This is a genomic window from Salipiger sp. D13, assembly GCF_003703915.1.
In the GTDB taxonomy this organism is placed as follows: domain Bacteria; phylum Pseudomonadota; class Alphaproteobacteria; order Rhodobacterales; family Rhodobacteraceae; genus Salipiger; species Salipiger profundus.
Window position 1 is genome coordinate 41,695 of the sequence record NZ_RAPJ01000036.1, and the last position, 17,649, is coordinate 59,343.

Annotated in this window: 18 protein-coding genes; 14 read left to right on the forward strand and 4 right to left on the reverse strand. The window is 68.5% G+C overall.

The genetic code is table 11. From position 1 onward, the window contains the following. The first annotated feature begins 165 nt into the window (after nt 1–165). The 4 genes from D6860_RS22385 (at nt 166) to D6860_RS22400 (ending at nt 4,197) form a co-directional block, all read left to right on the forward strand. Complete coding sequence (locus D6860_RS22385; RefSeq protein WP_076622058.1) at nt 166–1,617, forward strand: FAD-dependent oxidoreductase; 1,452 nt, start codon at nt 166–168, stop codon at nt 1,615–1,617. Between the two features lie 73 nt (nt 1,618–1,690). Then, entirely contained in the window at nt 1,691–2,854 is a 1,164-nt protein-coding gene (gene hflK, locus D6860_RS22390; protein WP_076622057.1) for an FtsH protease activity modulator HflK, read from the forward strand. Nucleotides 2,855–2,857: 3 nt separating this feature from the next. After that, entirely contained in the window at nt 2,858–4,009 is a 1,152-nt protein-coding gene (gene hflC, locus D6860_RS22395; protein WP_076622056.1) for a protease modulator HflC, read from the forward strand. Continuing rightward, nucleotides 4,006–4,197: a DUF2065 domain-containing protein gene (locus tag D6860_RS22400; RefSeq protein ID WP_017468182.1), complete on the forward strand. Its 192-nt coding sequence runs from the start codon at nt 4,006–4,008 to the stop codon at nt 4,195–4,197. Before hflC ends, D6860_RS22400 begins: the two co-directional genes overlap by 4 nt. 175 nt (nt 4,198–4,372) lie before the next feature. Here D6860_RS22400 and D6860_RS22405 read toward each other — a convergent pair whose 3' ends face one another. Further along, nucleotides 4,373–5,857 carry a methyl-accepting chemotaxis protein gene (locus D6860_RS22405; RefSeq protein WP_076622055.1) on the reverse strand — a complete coding sequence of 495 codons (1,485 nt, stop codon included), beginning with the start codon at nt 5,855–5,857 and terminating at the stop codon, nt 4,373–4,375. A 332-nt stretch (nt 5,858–6,189) separates the two neighbouring features. Here D6860_RS22405 and D6860_RS22410 point away from each other — a divergent pair, with 332 nt between their 5' ends. Beyond that, nucleotides 6,190–7,593 carry a DegQ family serine endoprotease gene (locus tag D6860_RS22410; protein ID WP_229743249.1) on the forward strand — a complete coding sequence of 468 codons (1,404 nt, stop codon included), beginning with the start codon at nt 6,190–6,192 and terminating at the stop codon, nt 7,591–7,593. Between the two features lie 92 nt (nt 7,594–7,685). Here the strand turns inward: D6860_RS22410 and D6860_RS22415 are convergent, their stop codons facing one another. Continuing rightward, nucleotides 7,686–8,480 carry a pyrroline-5-carboxylate reductase family protein gene (locus D6860_RS22415; protein ID WP_076622053.1) on the reverse strand — a complete coding sequence of 265 codons (795 nt, stop codon included), beginning with the start codon at nt 8,478–8,480 and terminating at the stop codon, nt 7,686–7,688. Between the two features lie 82 nt (nt 8,481–8,562). Further along, nucleotides 8,563–9,096, reverse strand: coding sequence for a peptidoglycan-binding domain-containing protein (locus D6860_RS22420; protein WP_076622052.1), 534 nt, complete (start codon nt 9,094–9,096; stop codon nt 8,563–8,565). A 244-nt stretch (nt 9,097–9,340) separates the two neighbouring features. Between D6860_RS22420 and D6860_RS22425 the strand changes: the two genes are divergently transcribed. The 7 genes from D6860_RS22425 to D6860_RS22455 all read left to right on the forward strand — a co-directional run bounded on the left by D6860_RS22425 (nt 9,341) and on the right by D6860_RS22455 (nt 14,765). Next, the gene (locus D6860_RS22425) at nt 9,341–9,664 is read left to right on the forward strand and encodes a 2Fe-2S iron-sulfur cluster-binding protein (RefSeq protein WP_076622051.1); all 324 of its coding nucleotides are present in this window, start codon (nt 9,341–9,343) and stop codon (nt 9,662–9,664) included. A gap of 191 nt (nt 9,665–9,855) precedes the next feature. Then, nucleotides 9,856–10,419: a VCBS repeat-containing protein gene (locus D6860_RS22430; protein WP_308420240.1), complete on the forward strand. Its 564-nt coding sequence runs from the start codon at nt 9,856–9,858 to the stop codon at nt 10,417–10,419. 91 nt (nt 10,420–10,510) lie between these two features. Next, nucleotides 10,511–11,323 carry a TIGR00282 family metallophosphoesterase gene (locus D6860_RS22435; protein WP_076622050.1) on the forward strand — a complete coding sequence of 271 codons (813 nt, stop codon included), beginning with the start codon at nt 10,511–10,513 and terminating at the stop codon, nt 11,321–11,323. A 120-nt stretch (nt 11,324–11,443) separates the two neighbouring features. Further along, nucleotides 11,444–13,222 (forward strand): SLC13 family permease, encoded by a 1,779-nt coding sequence (locus D6860_RS22440; protein WP_076622049.1) that lies wholly within the window; start codon nt 11,444–11,446, stop codon nt 13,220–13,222. Between the two features lie 83 nt (nt 13,223–13,305). Further along, nucleotides 13,306–13,809, forward strand: a complete 504-nt coding sequence (locus D6860_RS22445) for a hypothetical protein (RefSeq protein ID WP_076622048.1) — start codon at nt 13,306–13,308, stop codon at nt 13,807–13,809. Nucleotides 13,810–13,993: 184 nt separating this feature from the next. Next, on the forward strand, nt 13,994–14,425 hold the full coding sequence (locus tag D6860_RS22450) for a helix-turn-helix domain-containing protein (RefSeq protein ID WP_076622047.1): 432 nt from the start codon (nt 13,994–13,996) through the stop codon (nt 14,423–14,425). Nucleotides 14,426–14,432: 7 nt separating this feature from the next. Beyond that, nucleotides 14,433–14,765 carry a hypothetical protein gene (locus D6860_RS22455; protein WP_076622046.1) on the forward strand — a complete coding sequence of 111 codons (333 nt, stop codon included), beginning with the start codon at nt 14,433–14,435 and terminating at the stop codon, nt 14,763–14,765. Nucleotides 14,766–14,775: 10 nt separating this feature from the next. On the opposite strand, the gene D6860_RS22460 is transcribed toward D6860_RS22455, so the two are convergent. Beyond that, nucleotides 14,776–15,510, reverse strand: coding sequence for a glutamine amidotransferase (locus tag D6860_RS22460; protein WP_017468984.1), 735 nt, complete (start codon nt 15,508–15,510; stop codon nt 14,776–14,778). Between the two features lie 95 nt (nt 15,511–15,605). On the opposite strand from D6860_RS22460, the gene D6860_RS22465 reads away from it, so the two are divergent. Beyond that, nucleotides 15,606–16,838: a putative DNA modification/repair radical SAM protein gene (locus D6860_RS22465; RefSeq protein ID WP_076622045.1), complete on the forward strand. Its 1,233-nt coding sequence runs from the start codon at nt 15,606–15,608 to the stop codon at nt 16,836–16,838. Next, nucleotides 16,838–17,649 (forward strand): TIGR03915 family putative DNA repair protein (locus D6860_RS22470; protein WP_164845659.1); only part of this gene is annotated, 812 nt, incomplete at its 3' end. The genes D6860_RS22465 and D6860_RS22470, both read left to right, overlap by 1 nt.

Sequence of the window (17,649 nt, forward strand, 5' to 3'; positions counted from 1 at the left end):
GGGGCGCTGCCCCTCTGCGCCTTTCGGCGCATTCACCCCGGGATATTTTTTGCCAGAAGAAGGCGCGGGCGCGGTGACGGGTCCGGCCCCCGGAGGTGCGCGGCGTCTGGCCATCCCGGCCGGCCTGTGGGATACCCGGGACGACACCAGAACGGGACGAGCGACATGAGCGATTTCGACTACGATCTCTTCGTCATCGGCGGCGGCTCCGGCGGGGTTCGCGCGGCACGGGTGGCCGCGGGCGACGCCGGTGCGAAGGTGGCGCTGGCCGAGGCCGACCGCTACGGCGGCACCTGCGTCATCCGGGGGTGCGGGCCCAAGAAGCTGATGGTCTTCGCCAGCGAATACGCCGAGGTCGTCGAGGACGCGCGCAACTACGGCTGGAGCCTGCAGGAGGGGCCGTTCGACTGGACCGGCTTCCACGCCCGGCTGAGCGACGAGCTCGACCGGCTCGAAGGGGTCTACCGCAAGCTGCTGAAGAACTCCGGTGTCGATGCCTACGACGCCCGCGCGCGCCTCAAGGACGAGCATACCGTCGAGCTCAGCACCGGCGAGACCTTCACCGCGAAGCACATCCTGCTCGCCACCGGCGGTCGGCCGGTGCGCCCCGAGATCCCCAACGCGCATCTCGGGCTGGTGAGCGACGATCTTTTCCATCTCGAGGAGCTGCCGAAGCGCATCCTGATTGTGGGGGGCGGCTACATCGCCTGCGAGTTCGCCTGCATCCTGCACGGACTCGGGGTCGAGGTGACGCAGTTCTATCGCGGCGCGCAGGTGTTGCGCGGCTTCGACGAGGAGGCCCGCGGGCTTATCGCCGACGCCATGACCGAGCGCGGCATCGACCTGCACCTCGGCACAGACATCGTCGAGATGCGCTGCGCCACGGACGAGGATCTCGAAGGGCATCCGCAGTCGGCGATCTCGATGAGCGGCACCATCCGCGAGGATTCGGAGGAGCCCGCGGAGAACCGCGAGGGCCCGATCTGGGTGAAGGCCACCAACGGCGACGCGGCGGTCTTCGACCTCGTGTTCTTCGCCACCGGCCGCCGGCCCAATACCGACGACATGGGGCTCGAGGAGCTGGGCGTGAAACTCGGCCGCAAGGGCGAGGTGCTGGTCGACGAGTACAGCCAGACCGCGGTGCCCTCGATCTACGCCATCGGCGATGTCACCGACCGGATGAACCTGACCCCCGTGGCGATCCGCGAGGGCATGGCCTTCGTCGAGACCGTGTTCAAGGGCAACCCGACGCCTGTCGACCACGAGATGGTGCCCTCGGCGGTGTTCACCCAGCCGGAGTTCGGCACGGTGGGCCTGTCGGAGGAGGACGCGCGCGACCAGGAGCCGATCGAGGTCTACTCGACCTCGTTCCGGCCGATGCAGACCGCCTTTGCAGGACGCTCGGACCGGGTGCTGATGAAGCTCGTGGTCTCGAGGGAGACCCGCAAGGTGCTGGGCTGTCACATCGTCGCCCCGAACGCCGGGGAGATGATCCAGCTTGCGGGCATCGCGATGAAGATGGGCGCGACAAAGGAAGATTTCGACCGCACCGTCGCGGTGCATCCGACCATGTCGGAAGAGATCGTGACGATGCGCAATCCGACGCGGCACGGTTGAATCCGGCGCGGGAATGCACAGGTATCAGCGGGATACCCACGACAGGACTTTTGAGGGGAAGGGAAAGAGCTTCATGGCAGGAAACAGCGGCGGCCCCTGGGGCGGCGGTGGCAATCAGGGTGGCAGCGGCCGTCCGCCAAGCGGTGGCGGCGGTGGCGGCAACAACAACGGCGGGCGCCGGCCCGAGGATCCGCAGATTCCCGAGATCGATGAGCTGATGAAAAAAGGCCAGGAGCGGCTGCGCGTGCTGATGGGCGGGCGCGGCGGCAACGGTGGCGGCACGACCGGGGGCGGCAGCGGCGGCCCGGGCTTCACCAAGGGCACCGTGGGGCTGGCCGCGCTGGTCGCGCTGGGTCTGTGGGGCTACATGAGCTTCTACACCGTCAAGCCCGAAGAGCAGTCTGTGGAACTGTTCCTGGGCAAGTACAGTTCGACCGGCGATCCCGGTCTGAATTTCGCACCGTGGCCCTTCGTGAGCTACGAGGTCGTGAACGTGACCTCGGAGCGGACGGAAACGATCGGCGGGGGCCGGGGCAACGGCTCCGACGGGCTGATGCTGACCACCGACGCGAACATCGTCGACATCGAATTCCAGGTGGTCTGGAACATCGCGGATCCGGCGAGGCTCCTTTTCAACATCCGCGACCCGCAGCTTACCGTGCAGGCGGTTTCCGAAGCGGTGATGCGCGAGATCATCGCGGCCTCGAACCTTGCGCCGATCCTCAACCGCGACCGTGGGCTCATCGCCGACACTGCGATGGAGCAGATCCAGGCGACGCTCGACGAGTACGAGAGCGGCATCAACGTGGTGCGGATCAACCTCGACACCGCCGATCCGCCGCGCGAGGTCATCGACGCGTTCCGCGAGGTCCAGGCGGCCGAGCAGGAGCGTGACCGGCTGGAACGCCAGGCCGACGCCTACGCCAACCGCGTGGTGGCAGAGGCGCGCGGTGACGCCGCGCAGATCCGCGAGGAGGCCGAGGGCTACCGGGCGCAGGTCGTGAACCAGGCCGTCGGTGAGGCGAGCCGCTTCTCCGCCGTGCGCGAGGAATATGCCAAGGCGCCCGAGGTCACTCGCCGCCGTCTCTACCTCGAGACGATGGAGCGCGTGCTGGGCGGGGTCGACAAGACCATTCTCGACGAGGGTCTCACAGGCTCGGGATCGGGGGGCGGCGTCGTGCCGTATCTGCCGCTCAACGAGCTGAACCGGAACCGCAACACCACGGAGGGGAACTGATCCATGCGCAAGACGACATTCATCCTCCCCGCCGTCGTGGTCGTTCTGGTGGTTCTGCTTTCGTCCGTCTTCGTGGTGGACGAGCGCGAGAAGGCGCTGGTGCTGCAGTTCGGCCAGATCCGGTCGGTCAAGGAAGAGCCGGGGCTCGCCGTCAAGGTGCCCTTCATCCAGGAGGTCGTGAAGTATGACGACCGCATCCTGTCGCTCGACACCGACACCATCGAGGTGACCCCGTCGGACGACCGCCGTCTCGTGGTCGACGCCTTCGCGCGTTACCGCATCGCCGACGTGGTGCAGTTCCGCCAGGCCGTCGGCGTGGGCGGTGTGCGCACCGCCGAGGACCGCCTGTCGGGCATCCTCAACGCGCAGATCCGCGAAGTTCTGGGTGCCGACCAGGTGACCTCCGACGTGATCCTCTCGGCCGATCGCCGCCAGTTCTCGAACCGCATCCGCGACAATGCCCGCGCCTCGGCGCGCTCGCTGGGTCTCGACGTGGTCGACGTGCGGCTGAAGCAGACCAACCTGCCGTCGCAGAACCTCGACGCCACCTTTGCCCGGATGCGGGCCGAGCGTGAACGCGAGGCCGCCGACGAGATCGCCCGTGGTAACGAGGCCGCGCAGCGCGTGCGCGCGCTGGCCGACCGGACCGTGGTCGAGACCCGCTCGGCCGCCCAGCGGGATGCCGACGTGACCCGAGGCGAGGCCGACGCCGAGCGCAACGGCATCTTCGCGCAGGCCTATGGCGCCGATCCCGAGTTCTTCGCGTTCTACCGGTCGCTTGAGGCGTACGAGACCGCGCTCGAAGGCTCGAACTCGTCGCTGGTGATGACGCCGGACAGCGAGTTCTTCGAGTACTTCAAGTCGCAGGGCGAGGCGTCGCCGGCCGAGGTGTCGCAGGACGAGGCCTTCATGGCGCCGGCGGCCACCGACGAGGCCGCAAACGAGGCGCTCGAAGAGACTTCCGAAGAGGCGGATACTGCGGCAGACGCGGCCGAAGACACTGCCTCCGAGGCGTCTGAAGATGCGGCGGTTCCGTCGATCACCGGTGACGACAGCCCCTCGGGTGCAGAAACCTCTGAGGATGCCGACGGCACCGAAGAAAGCGGAACGTCGGCCTCGGAAAGCCCGGACACCGACACGCCGGCGTCTCAATGACGCCGACCGACATCGGAACGGGGATCGCGATGGTCCTCATCATCGAGGGGCTGGTGTACGCACTGGCCCCTTCGCTTGTCGAGCGCCTGCTCGAGAGCCTGCGCGCGATGCCGATCGAGACTCGCCGCACGCTCGGTCTCGTGACAGTGGCCACCGGGCTTCTGCTGCTCTGGATCTTCCGCGCCTGAGCCGCAGGCCCAAGCGCTCTTTTGGCAGCGCGTTGTGGGGCGGTGCCATGAGTTGGGGGAGTTCGTTCCAGTGAGCCCAGCGTCAGTGCCCGGCGCGCCAGAGGATTGCGCCGCAGAGGCGTAGCAATCACGAGCGGGCACCGCCGGGCTTTGCGCGCAGCGCGCGGGGCTGGCGTCAGGCGCGTTTCTGGCCCCGGGCAGGCCTCGGTTGCGGCTTCTCGGCCTCCCAACCCGTACCGGCTGAGCTTTCCTCCGTCGTTTCGCGAAAGCGCAGCGCGCCGATCTGGCGCCGGTTCTCCTGTGCCATCTCGCGGATACGCGACATGGCGTCCGAGGTTTCATCGACCATGGCGGCGTTGCTCTGGGTGATGCGGTCGAGATCGGTGATGGTCTGGTTGATCTCCTGCAGCCCGCTGGACTGCTCGCCGGTGACCTCGGCGATGGTGTCGATGCTCTCGAGCATCGTCTCGAAATCGGCCACGACCCGGGTCACGGCGTTGCGGGCCTTTTCGACGAGGATCGCCCCGTCGCGCACCTGTTCGCCACTGGACTGGATCAGCCCCCTGATTTCCTGCGCGGCGTCCGAGGCGTTCGCCGCGAGCGTCCGCACTTCGCCGGCGACGACGGCGAAGCCGCGCCCGGCTTCTCCGGCGCGTGCCGCCTCGACCCCGGCATTGAGCGCGAGCAGGTTGGTCTGGAAGGCGATGTCGTCGATCAGCCCGATGATCTGCGCGATCTTCTCCGACGAGGCGCGGATCGTGCCCATGACGTCGGCGGCATCGCCGGCGATGCTCGCGCTCGACCGCATCTCGGCCTGCGCGCCGCGGAACGTGTCGCGCGTCCCCGAGGTCTTGCCGCTGGTCTCGCGCAGCCCGTCGTTGACGAGTTGCATGGCGGCGGTGGTCTGTTCGAGCGACGCCGCCTGGCTGCTGGTGCGGCGCGACAGCTCGCCCGTGGAGTCGCCGACGCGGTCGACGATCTGCAGAAGCTGCCCCGTGGCATGCGCAAGGCTGGCGAACACCGCTTCGAGATGGCGCGCGGCGGCGTTCAGGTCGATCCGGACATCGTCGTAGGCGGCGGGAAAGTCGCTTTCCCCGGGGCCGGGAATGCTGTGGGTGAGATCGCCGCGCGCGAGGTGGCCGATCGCGGTGCGGATGTGGCCGAAGGCTTTCTGCTGCTCTTCGCCCCAGACCCGGAAGGTCACCGAGGTCACCTGTTCGATGTCGAGCGCGAAGGCGCTGTTGAGCACCCCCATCATGCGCCGATACCGGGCCCGGCGCGGCCCGATCAGTTTCAGCGTGATCGCCGCCAGAAGCCGCTCGGTCAGGTCCAAAGCGGCCTTGGCGTAGGCCGACATGTAAAGCTCGAGCGGCAGGTTGATGGCGGCGTGGGTGCGTCCGATCCGGTCGACTGATGCGAAATATGTATCGTCGAGCCGCCCCTCGAGCAGCCGCGACCAGTGCCGTCTCTGAGCCTCGCGGGCATGCGCGATCACCGCGTCGGAGGTGAAATGGCGGGCCGCGTCCGGGTCGGACAGCGCGCCCTCGTAAAACCGGTCGAGCACCGCGTCGAGCTTGGGCACCAGAAGCGTGCCGGCCTCGCGCAGCAGGCCGAGGTCGCGGTCATCGAGACCGAACAGGTCGAGTGAGGCAGGCGGCATGGTATCTCGCGTCGGTGAACCCTGTGACGTGAACCGGCTTAAGGCCCAATCCTTTCGATTTTCCGAACGAGATCAGGGCAGGCCCAGATGAGACCGCATGAGGCAGCGGGCCAGCCATCACCGCTCTTTCACATGGGGTTGAAACGGTGAAACCTTTTCTTTGGTGGCGGGAATTCGCTCCTATGTTAGCCTCATCACGAGGAGGCAGGGCAGCTGCGCGCGCCCCCGCGCGGCCAGCCGCCGAACAGAAGGAGTTCGAGGTGAGACCCCAAACAACAGCAGAAACAAGAGACGCACGGCCGCTGCGCCTGTTCTGGATCGCGACCGTGTCGATGTTCATGATCGTGTCGCAGTCGCTGATGGCGCAGGCGCAGAACATGCCCGAGAGCTTCGCGGACCTTGCGGACAAGATCAGCCCGTCGGTGGTGAACATCACCACCTCGACGACGGTCGCCGGTCGCACCGGGCCGCAGGGCGTGGTTCCCGAGGGTTCGCCCTTCGAGGATTTCTTCCGCGAGTTTCAGGACCGCAACGGTCCGCAGGGCGACCGTCCGCGCCGCTCTTCGGCACTGGGCTCCGGCTTCGTGATCTCGGAAGACGGCTACATCGTCACCAACAACCACGTCATCGAGGGCGCCGACGAGATCCAGATCGAGTTCTTCGAGGGCTTCACGCTGCCTGCCGAGCTGGTGGGCACCGACCCCAACACCGACATCGCGCTGCTCAAGGTCGAGGCCGAAGAGCCGCTGCACTACGTCTCCTTCGGTGACAGCGACGAGGCGCGCGTGGGCGACTGGGTGATGGCCATGGGCAACCCGCTGGGCCAGGGCTTCTCGGTCTCGGCCGGCATCGTCTCGGCCCGCAACCGGGCGCTCTCGGGCACCTACGACGACTACATCCAGACCGACGCTGCCATCAACCGCGGCAACTCCGGTGGTCCGCTGTTCAACATGGACGGCAACGTGATCGGCGTGAACACGGCGATCCTGTCGCCCAACGGTGGCTCCATCGGCATCGGCTTCTCGATGGCGTCGAACGTCGTGACCAAGGTGGTCGACCAGCTCAAGGAATACGGCGAGACCCGCCGCGGCTGGCTTGGCGTCCGCATCCAGGACGTGACCGAAGACATGGCCGAAGCGCTGGGTCTGGCATCGGCCACCGGCGCAATGGTCTCGGACGTGCCGGACGGCCCGGCCAAGGATGCCGGCATGAAGGCCGGTGACGTCATCACCAGCTTCGACGGTAACAAGGTCGAGGACACCCGTCAGCTTGTCCGCATCGTCGGCAACACCGAGGTCGGCAAGTCGGTCCGCGTGGTGGTGAACCGCAACGGCAACTCCGAGACGCTGAAGGTCACCCTCGGCCGTCGCGAGGAAGCCGAGCGCACCTATCCCGCGTCGCAGGAGATGACCCCGGAAGACGAGCCTGCCGAGAGCGAGCTCATGGGGCTGACCCTCAGCCCGCTGACCAGCGACCTGCGCGACGAGCTCGGGCTGCAGTCGAGCGCCAAGGGTCTTGCCGTGACGCAGGTGGACGAGACCTCGGAAGCCTTCGAGAAGGGCCTGCGCGCCGGTGACGTCATCACCGAGGCCGGCCAGTCCGAGGTGCTGAGCATCTCCGACCTCGAGACCAAGATCACCGAGGCGCGCGACGCGGGCCGCAAGTCGATCCTGCTGCTCGTGCGTCGTGGCGGCGACCCGCGCTTCGTGGCGCTGTCGCTGAACCAGGACGAGTAAGCCGGACGGCATCACGTCTGCAAACACGAGGGAGCGGGTCTTCGGGCCCGCTCCCTTTTTCATGCGCGGTGCAGGCGTGGCGGGACGGGGTTTCAGCCAATCTCGCGCGCCTTCGCGGCGGCGGCGGCAAGCCCTTCGGAGATCAGTCCGCGGATGGGGCTGTCTTCCATGGCCTGCAACCCGGCGGCTGTGGTGCCGGCGTAGTCGATCATCTGCCGGACGTGGCCCGCTGGCGAAAGCGTGTCCTCGGCCATCATCCGGCCTGCTGCGAGAAAGAGCTGCCGGATCGCCCAGTCGGCTGCCTCGGGCGGAATACCCTGCGTCTCGGCGTGGGCGGTCATCGCATCGGCGAAGAAGGCGACGAACCCCGGCACCGGGCCGGTGAGGGCGGTGAAATGGTCGAGATGGGCCTCCTCGTCGAGGGCATCGGTCAGACCGATCGCGCCGAACAGCGCCGTCGTTCGGTGCCGATCCTCTGCGGTCACGCCATCGGAGGCGACCCAGGGCGTGTAGGCGAGACCCAGCGCCGCCGCGGGGCTGCTCATGGCGCGCACGACGCGATGGCTTCCGGTGATCTCCGACAGCCGGTCGCGCGTGACGCCGGCCATGACCGAGAGCACGAGGTGATCGGCGGCGGGCAGGCGAAGTGTGGCCGCAGCGGCGGGAGGAACGGCCAGCAGGAGCGTTCCGCAGTTCTCGCAGAGCCTGTCCGCATCGGTGGTAATGTCGAGCCCGGGATGTCGCGCAAGGAAACCGGGCTGCCCGGACCGGCTGAGAACGCTGATCGTCTTGGCGGTCACGGTGCCGCTGGAGAGCAGCCCCTCGATGATGGCGCTGCCGAGCATTCCCGTGCCGCCGACGATGCCGATCCGTTCCGCGCGTTTCATGGCCAATCCTTCCGTGCCGTCCTCTTGCCGATGGCGGCAAGCCTCGCACAGGCCGGGGGGGGCAGCGGTAGCGGGCAGGGCCTCAGCCGGCGTCGAGCGCCTCGATCTCGTCGATCGGCGTGGCGATCAGGCCGAGCGACCGGGCGGTCTCGATCGACAGCTGCGCGCTGTCGAGGCCGCGTTCCTTCTGGTAGGCGCGGATCGCGGCGCGGGTGGGCGCGTCGAGCCTGCCGGTGACCGGGCCGGAATAGTCGTCGCGGGCGGCAAGGGCGCGCTGGACCGAGGCCAGGAATTCCTCGGTGAGCTGCTCGGGGCAGGGCGCCTCGAAACGCAATTCGCCGCGCGGCTTCACGACCTTCGGCACGGGCGCGCGGCGGTAGATCGGCGGGCGAACCACCGTGCCGTCCTCGGCGATCTCGGCCTGCACCACCTGGATCTCGCCCATGACGTGCTCGTAGATGGCGGGGGTGACCTCGCGCGCCTGGCAGGTGCCGTCCGGCATCCGTTCGGGCGCCGGGGGCGCTTCGCCCGGCCAGACCGGGTCCGGGGGCTCGGCCGGGGCACAGGCGGCGAGGGCCAGCGCCAGCGCGGCGGCTGGAAGAACGGGGCGGTGCATCTGCTCGGAGCCTTCTTGGTAGGCGGGCTGTCCCGGCGCAGCCTAGCGGTTTTGCCGGGAGCTGCAAAGCGCCGAGGTGCCGCGCCGGAGATGATCATATTCCGGGCGGGGGCGGCGGGCAGGCGTGGGACATAGGGGAAACATCTGCCCGCTGCAGGCGGCCGGCGGACGGAAAGGGCTGGCGCTGCCGCGGTGCTCTGACTAGGTAGAGTCGACGACCCGAGACTCTGGAGATGGCCCCGAAATGGCGAAGATCACCTATATCGAGCACAACGGCACCGAACACGTGGTAGAGGTCGCCAACGGCATGACCGTGATGGAAGGCGCCCGCGACAACAACATTCCCGGCATCGACGCCGATTGCGGCGGCGCCTGCGCCTGCTCGACCTGCCATGTCTACGTGCATCCCGACTGGGTGGCAAAGCTGCCCGAGCGGGACGACATGGAAGAGGACATGCTCGATTTCGCCTACGAGCCCGACCCCGAACGCTCGCGCCTGACCTGCCAGCTCAAGGTGTCGGACGAGCTGGACGGTCTTATCGTTCAGATGCCGGAAATGCAGATCTGAACCGGGCGCCGCGTCACGCTCTGCGCCGGTGGCGGCGGACCGCCCGCGGCGCTTGGCTGACGTTCTGCCTCTGGCTGGCGGCATTGGGCGCGGGGGCGGAGGCCGCACCACGCCTGATTGAAGCTCATTACGCCGAGCCCACCACGCGCTATGATCACGGCGTTCTCGGCGACGCCGTGGAATGGGGTGCATTGAGCCTGACATTGCAGGATGGCGCCGGTACGCGCGACGTGCTGCTGCGCCTCGACCGGACCCGCGTGTTCGAGGATACCGCACCGCGCCTCGTCGACCTCGGAACAGTGACCGCGGCCATGGTGGTCGAGAGCGACCTGTCGCTGGGCGCTCGTCTTGCCCTCTATACCGCCGAGGGGCTGCTTGCGGCGACGCCCTTCATCGGGCAGCGCCACCGCTGGCTTGCCCCGGTCGGAGCCGCCGATCTCGATGGCGACGGCCTGATCGAGCTGACCTATGTCGACCGGCCCCATCTCGCGAAGACGCTGCGGATCTGGCGCTACCAGCCTGCATCCTCCGATCTGCGGGAGATCGCGGTAGCTTCGGGGCTCACCAACCATCGGATCGGCTGGCAGAACATCGCGGGCGGCCTGCGCGATTGCGGCGCCGGCCCCGAGATCGTCCTCGCCGATGCCGACTGGACGCAGGTGATCTCGGCGCGTCTCGAGGGCGGCGCGATCGTCCGCCGAAACCTCGGGCGCTACGACGCGTCCGCAATGACGGCCGCGCTGGCCTGCCGCTGACCCATGGGCGAGCCCCGACCGGCGCCGTCGCGGCGCATCGCCGCGCAAATGGGGCTTTGCTTTCCGGCTCCGCACGCATAGGCATTGAGCCATGAGACTTGTATTTCTTGGCGACGTGATGGGGCGCGCCGGCCGCACCGCGATCAGCGAACGGCTGGCGGGGCTGCGCGAGAGCTGGAAGGCCGACTTCGTGGTCGTCAACGGCGAGAACGCCTCGAACGGCATGGGCCTGTCCGCCGAACATGCGAAACTGCTGCTCGATGCAGGGGCCGATGCGCTTACGCTCGGCGACCATGCCTTCGACCAGAAGGACATGCTCAGCTACATCGAGCGCGAACCCCGTATCATACGCCCGCTGAACTACGCCAAGCAGGCGCCCGGCAGCGGCGCCCGGATCTTCACCGACCGGCGCGGCCGCAAGGTGCTGGTCTGCCAGGTGCTGGGGCAGGTGTTCATGAAACGGCCGTTCTCCGACCCGTTCTCGGCGATGGACGACGTGCTGCGCAAGCACCCGCTCGGCGGCATGGCGCAGGCGATCCTCGTCGACGTGCACTGCGAGGCGACCTCGGAGAAGATGGCGATGGGCCACTTCTGCGATGGCCGCGCGAGCATGGTCGTCGGCACCCACACCCACGTGCCCACCGCCGACGCGCAGATCCTGCCCGGCGGCACCGGCTTCCAGTCCGATGCGGGCATGTGCGGCGATTATGATTCGGTTATCGGGATGGACAAGACCGAGCCGATGCGCCGCTTCGTCACCGGCATGGGCAAGACCCGCTTCCAGCCGGCTCTTGGCGAGGCGACCATCTGCGGGCTCTTCGTCGAAACCGATGACCGCACGGGGCGTGCCGTCGATGTGCGGATGATCCGCCAGGGCGGGCGCCTGACGGAGGCCGCGCCGTGAGCGCACGATCGCCGGTCGTTTTGCCGGGCGATCAGCGTGAACACGCGTCCGGACGCTTGTCAGGCGGCAGTCACGTCGCCAGTATGCGCCGGGGTCTCAAGGGGTTGGCACCGTAAAAGCATGCAATTCATCGAGCTGAGCCAGACGACGCAGGCCTGGGTGACCATCGCCACGGTCATTGCCATGTTCGCCATGTTCGTGCGCGAACACTATCCGACCGAGGTCGTCGCCATCGGCGGTGTCGCGGTGCTGCTGGCGCTCGGCGTGCTGCCCTACGAGGATGCGCTGCAGGTGTTGTCGAACCCGGCGCCATGGACCATCGCGGCGATGTTCGTGGTCATGGGAGCGATGGTGCGGACCGGCGCGCTCGATGCCTTTGCGACCTTCGCGCAGGGGCAGGTGAGCAAGCGTCCGCGCAAGGCCATCGCCATGATCATGGTGGTGGTGATCTTCGCCTCGGCGATCATGAACAACACCCCCGTCGTGGTGATGATGCTGCCGATCTTCGTGCAGATCTCGCACGCCTTGGGGGTAACGCCCTCCAAACTGCTGATCCCGCTCAGCTATGCCGCCATCCTCGGCGGCACCACCACGCTCATCGGCACATCGACCAACCTGCTGGTCGACGGCGTGGCGCGCAGCTCGGGTCTCGAGCCCTTCGGCATCTTCGAGGTCACGCCGCTGGCGCTGATCCTCGTCGCCTGGGGCATGTTCTACCTGACGGTGGCCGGGCGGTTCCTGCTGCCCGAGCGGCACTCGATGGCGGGGATGCTGACCGACCGCTCGCGCATGAAGTTCTTCACCGAGGCGGTGGTGCCCCCGGAAAGCAACCTCGTCGGGCGCGAGGTGCTGGGCGTGCAGCTCTTCAAACGCGAGGGCGTGCGCCTGATCGACGTGATCCGCGGCGATGAATCGCTGCGCCGCGATCTTGGGGGCGTGGTGCTCGAGGTCGGCGACAGGGTGGTGCTTCGGACCCAGATGACGGAGCTCCTGAGCCTGCAGCGCAACAAGGAGCTGAAGCGCGTCGACCAGATCTCGGCCAAGGAGACGACCACGGTCGAAGTGCTCATGACGCCGGGCTGCAAGATGGTCGGCCGTTCGCTGGGCGCGCTGCGGCTGCGGCGGCGTTACGGCGTCTACCCGCTTGCGGTGCACCGCCGGAACCAGAACATCGGGCGCAAGCTCGATGATCTCGTCGTCCGCGTGGGCGACACGCTGCTGCTCGAGGGCGCCCCCGAGGACATCAAGCGGCTGGCCGACGAGATGGAGATGGTCGACGTCTCGCACCCCTCGGCGCGGGCGTTCCGCCGGGGCCATGCGCCGCTTGCCATCGGCGCCATGGCCGGGATCGTGGTGCTTGCCGCGCTCGGCATCGCGCCGATCCTCGCACTGGCGGTCATCGCGGTCGCGGTGGTCCTGCTGGGTCGCTGCATCGACGCCGACGAGGCATTCTCTTTCGTCGAAGGGCAGCTTCTCGCGCTGATCTTCGCCATGCTCGCCATCGGCGCGGCGCTGGAGGCCTCGGGCGCGGTCGAGATGATCGTGGGTGCGCTTGCGCCCTACATGGAGATGCTGCCAGCCCCGCTGCTGATCTGGGCGGTGTTCCTGCTGACCTCGGTGCTGACCGAGGCGGTGAGCAACAACGCCGTCGCCGTGGTCGTCACGCCCATTGCCATCAGCCTCGCGCAGGCGCTCGGCATCGATCCACGCCCGCTGGTTGTGGCGGTGATGGTGGCGGCCTCCTGCAGCTTCGCGACTCCCATCGGCTACCAGACCAACACGCTGGTCTACGGGCCCGGCGGCTACCGGTTCTCGGACTTCCTCAAGGTCGGCGTGCCGCTGAACCTTAGCGTCGGCGTGCTGTCGGCGCTGGTCATCCCGCTGATCTGGCCGCTCTGAGCCGGGCTGCTGTTTTCGTCGAAAGGTTGACAAGGTGACCCGCCGTTCGCTCTGGTCCGGCGGGCCGCCACCACGAGGTCCGAGTGTTCACGCTATTCGTTCTGAGCGCCTATTCAGAGCCCATCGACAAGTCTCAGCTGCTGCCCAGCGAGCGGCGTCGCCTCGCGCGGGCGGAGTTGGCGCTGCATAAGCGGATCGACCAGATGGGTCGGCTGCTGGCGCCGCTCACACCGCCCGAGGGGCTGCGGCGCCACGGCATCGACGACGCGCGGGCGGCACCGGAGCTCGACCGCGCGGACCTGCCCGACATCGCGGCGATCCAGAGCCGGTTCCACCATGTCGTGCCGGCGCCGCCGGGCAGCATGGCGGCCGCGCAGGACCCCGAGGCCTATGCCTTTGCGCTGCTCTATCCCGACCTTCAGGTCGGCGCGGCGGGTCTCTACACGGAAACCCCGGACCCGAGGCTCGGCGTCTTCTGGCGCGGGCTGCGCGAGGAGGCGCCCGGGACGCTCGAGGCCTTGCGCGCCGAACCCCGCCATTTCGATCTGCTCTGGTTGCAGGTGGTGCGCTTCCCGCAGGGCAGGTAAGGCGCGCGGACGGGCGGATTTGACTTTGACGTCAAACATGCCTACATTGACTTACACGTCAAAGGCCCCGGAGGCGGGCCGGCGAGAGGGAAGATCGCGCCCCTCAGGGTAGGGCGCCTTCGGACAGACCGCCGCACCCTCTCCGGGGCCGGTTCGACAGACCCGCCAGATCCGGGAGGTGGCCATGGCACAGACCGATTTCGCCCCGCAGGGCATTTCCGTACGCGACGACGAGGCAGGCGACCCGCCGGGCATTTCCGCGTTCGGCACCGCGCCCGACGTGCGTGGCCCCGAGGAAATGGCTCGCGCGGCACACCGAGCCGAGGCCCGCATGCTCGCCGATCTCGAGGCAGACCTGAGCGAGCGCGAGCGCGGACAGGCCGAAGCCGCCGCCGCCAAGGAAACCGCGCGGCTCATGGGGATGCAGCTTGTGCGCGGCATCCAGAAGCGCAGCGGCATGACGCTCGAGGAGCTGTCGCGCCGCAGCGGCGTCGCGGTGGGCACGATCTCGCGCCTCGCCACCGGCAGCCGCGACACCGGCCCGGCACTCTGGACGCTGATCGCGCTCTCCGAGGCCGGGGATGTGCCGCTTTCCGTGACCCTGCCGCAGGGCTGAGCCATCCATGACGGGCACGGACGGGCTGGCCTGCGCCGCCTTTCTTGACCAGGCGGGCTGGGTCCTGCTGCTGTGCTTCCTGATCGGCGGCATCTGGACCGTCGGCGTGCCGTTGCGCTCGTGGTGGCACGACCGTGCCGCGATGCGCGCATCCGGTCACAAGCCCGAGGAAACGGGCGCGGCAGGGCGCCACAGCCTGCGCGAGGCCCATCACCGCATTGCCGCCGAGCTGTTCGACGGGCCGCTTGCCAAGCCGCCGGTCTGGGTGGTCGTGGTCACCGGGCTGTCGCTGGTGCTGCGCATCGCGCTGGCGCTGGCCAAGACCGGCTGCACCGGCTGAGCCGGCCCCCTCATCCGAACCGCGTCACGAAATTCCGCAGGATCCGCTCGGGCCAGGTGACATCGGCGGCGCGGCACATGTCGATCAGCGCGTCCGCCTCGGACGGATCGAAGTAGCCCTTGTGGCGGTAGATGCGGATGCGTGTCTCGAAGCCCGCCGCGTCTGCCTCCGGGTGGAACTGGGTGGCGTAGACGTTCTGGCCGTGGCGGATCATCTGGAACGGGCAGGGGCCCGAGTGCAGCAGGTGCGCGGCGCCGGCGGGCAGGTGCTGCACCGCCTCCTTGTGGCCGACGAAGGCATCGAACCGGTCGGGCAGCCCGTCGAGCAACGGGTCGGCGGCGCCCTCGCGTGTGCGGGTGCAGGTGACATGGCTCACAGGCTCGCCGTAGCGCGCCTTGCTCACCTCGGCGCCGAGGTGATGGGCAAGAATGCCGATGCCGTAGCAGCAGCCGAGAAACGGCACGTCGTCGCGGGTGATGGCGGGCATCAGCGACAGGCAGGCGGATTCGATGCGCGCCTCGACCGCGGACTTCTGGTCCGGCGGGTCCGAGACGCAGCCCGGCCCGCCGCCGACGATGACACCCGCGTAGTCGCGCGGATCGAGCCCCTCGGGCAGATCCTCGCAATCGAGACGGATACGGTGCACCTGCCCGGGCGCGAGACCGCCCTTGCGCAGGAAGGCGGCGAACTCGTCGTCGCTGGCCTCTGCCTCGGGGCGCAGCTGCAGGATCAGGAAACGGCTCATGCAAGGGATTTAGCCCGCTCGGCGGTGCCGCGAAAGCCATCACGAAGTCGCGGGTGGGGATTGATTGCAGAGGAGCGTGAACATAACATGAACACATGGCCAGACTCACGCTCGATCAGAAACTCGAAATCCTCTCGGATGCGGCGAAATACGATGCCTCCTGCGCATCGAGCGGCGGCCAGCGGCGCGACTCGCGCGACGGCAAGGGCATCGGCTCGACCACCGGATCGGGCATCTGCCATGCCTACACCCCGGACGGGCGCTGCATCAGCCTGCTCAAGATCCTGATGACCAACTTCTGCATCTACGATTGCGCCTACTGCGTGAACCGGGTGAGCTCGAACGTCACCCGTGCGCGGTTCTCGCCGGAAGAGGTCGTTACGCTGACGCTCGAGTTCTACCGGCGCAACTATATCGAGGGTCTGTTCCTGTCCTCGGGGATCATCCGCTCGCCCGACGATACCATGACCGACATGGTGCGCATCGCCCGCACCCTGCGGCAGGAGCACCGTTTTCGCGGCTACATCCACCTCAAGACCATTCCCGACGCCGCCCCGGAGCTGATCGAGGAGGCGGGGCTCTACGCCGACCGGCTGTCGATCAACGTCGAGCTGCCGACCGACGCGGCGGTGTCCCGCTACGCCCCCGAGAAGTCGCCCGACCGGATCCGCCGGGCGATGGCCGACGTGCGGCTCAAGCGCGAGGCCGGCAAGGAGCGCAGCCACACCGGCAAGCGGCCGCCGCGCTTCGCGCCCGCCGGCCAGTCGACGCAGATGATCGTCGGGGCGGACGGGGCGGATGACACCACCATCCTGCGCAGCTCGACGCGGCTCTACTCGAGCTACGGGCTGAAACGGGTCTACTATTCGGCCTTCTCGCCGATCCCCGATGCCTCGGCCGCGCTGCCGCTGATCAAGCCGCCGCTGATGCGCGAGCACCGCCTCTACCAGGCCGACTGGCTGCTGCGCTTCTACGGCTTCGGCGTGGAGGAGATTGCCCAGGGGGCGCAGGGCGGGCATCTCGATCTCGAGATCGACCCCAAGCTCGCCTGGGCGCTGGCCAACCGTCACCGCTTTCCGGTCGACGTGAACCGGGCCGAGCGCGAGCTGCTGCTGCGCATTCCCGGGGTCGGCACCAAGAGCGTCGGGCGCATCCTCGCCACCCGGCGACACCGGTCGCTGCGCTACGATGACCTGCGCCGCATGGGGGTGAACCTGCGGCAGGCGCGCGCCTTCCTGATGGCGCTGGACTGGACACCGCGCGGGCTCGACGCGGCGGACCTGCGGGCCCGCTTCGCACCGCCGCCCGAACAGCTGCAACTGCTCTGATGCGTGTCGTGGTGCTGCCGGAGATCGGCACCTGGGAGGGCTGGCGCGACGAGGCGCGCGCGCTGCTCGGCGCCGGCGTGCCGCCCGAGGAGGTGCTCTGGCAACGCGGCGGCACCGGGGCGGGTGACCTCTTCGCCGAGGCACTGCCGCCGGTCTCGGGCGGGGCGGCCACCGTGCCGCGCCGCTTCGTCGATCTTGCCCGGCTTGCGGTCTGCCACAGCGATCCCGAGCGCTTCGCCCGGCTCTACGCCCTGCTCTGGGCGCTGCGCGACGATCGCCGCCTGCTCGAGGACCGGGGCGACGCGCGCGTCGACCGGCTGACCCGCATGGCCAAGGAGGTGAGCCGCGACCGCCACAAGATGACCGCCTTCGTGCGCTTCCGCGAGATCGGTGCCCCGGGGGCGGAGCGCCGCGCCTTCGCGGCGTGGTTCGAGCCCTCGCACCACATCGTAGAGCTGACCGCGCCGTTCTTCGTCAAGCGGTTCGGCGACATGGACTGGGCGATCTTCACGCCGGACCTCTCGGCGCATTTCGAGGCCGGCCGCCTGCGTATCCGTGCCGGGGCCGCACGCCCCGAGTTGCCCGCGGATGCGGCCGAGGACCTGTGGCGGACCTACTTCCGCAACATCTTCAACCCGGCGCGGCTGAAGACCTCGGCGATGCAGTCGGAGATGCCGAAGAAATACTGGAAGAACATGCCCGAGGCGTCGCTGATCCCGGAGCTGATCGCCGGCGCGCAGGCACGCGCCCGCGAGATGGCCGAGGCCGCGCCGACGCTGCCGCCGCCGCGCGCCGCCCGCATCGCCGACCG

What these genes read in the sequence shown, in the direction of transcription:
- hflC (WP_076622056.1), top strand. Translation starts at nt 2,858, where the DNA reads ATGCGCAAGACGACATTCATCCTCCCCGCCGTCGTGGTCGTTCTGGTG.
- D6860_RS22460 (WP_017468984.1), bottom strand. Translation starts at nt 15,510, where the DNA reads ATGAGCCGTTTCCTGATCCTGCAGCTGCGCCCCGAGGCAGAGGCCAGC.
- D6860_RS22440 (WP_076622049.1), top strand. Translation starts at nt 11,444, where the DNA reads ATGCAATTCATCGAGCTGAGCCAGACGACGCAGGCCTGGGTGACCATC.
- D6860_RS22410 (WP_229743249.1), top strand. Translation starts at nt 6,190, where the DNA reads ATGTTCATGATCGTGTCGCAGTCGCTGATGGCGCAGGCGCAGAACATG.
- D6860_RS22400 (WP_017468182.1), top strand. Translation starts at nt 4,006, where the DNA reads ATGACGCCGACCGACATCGGAACGGGGATCGCGATGGTCCTCATCATC.
- D6860_RS22385 (WP_076622058.1), top strand. Translation starts at nt 166, where the DNA reads ATGAGCGATTTCGACTACGATCTCTTCGTCATCGGCGGCGGCTCCGGC.
- D6860_RS22405 (WP_076622055.1), bottom strand. Translation starts at nt 5,857, where the DNA reads ATGCCGCCTGCCTCACTCGACCTGTTCGGTCTCGATGACCGCGACCTC.
- hflK (WP_076622057.1), top strand. Translation starts at nt 1,691, where the DNA reads ATGGCAGGAAACAGCGGCGGCCCCTGGGGCGGCGGTGGCAATCAGGGT.
- D6860_RS22465 (WP_076622045.1), top strand. Translation starts at nt 15,606, where the DNA reads ATGGCCAGACTCACGCTCGATCAGAAACTCGAAATCCTCTCGGATGCG.
- D6860_RS22435 (WP_076622050.1), top strand. Translation starts at nt 10,511, where the DNA reads ATGAGACTTGTATTTCTTGGCGACGTGATGGGGCGCGCCGGCCGCACC.
- D6860_RS22425 (WP_076622051.1), top strand. Translation starts at nt 9,341, where the DNA reads ATGGCGAAGATCACCTATATCGAGCACAACGGCACCGAACACGTGGTA.
- D6860_RS22450 (WP_076622047.1), top strand. Translation starts at nt 13,994, where the DNA reads ATGGCACAGACCGATTTCGCCCCGCAGGGCATTTCCGTACGCGACGAC.
- D6860_RS22455 (WP_076622046.1), top strand. Translation starts at nt 14,433, where the DNA reads ATGACGGGCACGGACGGGCTGGCCTGCGCCGCCTTTCTTGACCAGGCG.
- D6860_RS22420 (WP_076622052.1), bottom strand. Translation starts at nt 9,096, where the DNA reads ATGCACCGCCCCGTTCTTCCAGCCGCCGCGCTGGCGCTGGCCCTCGCC.
- D6860_RS22415 (WP_076622053.1), bottom strand. Translation starts at nt 8,480, where the DNA reads ATGAAACGCGCGGAACGGATCGGCATCGTCGGCGGCACGGGAATGCTC.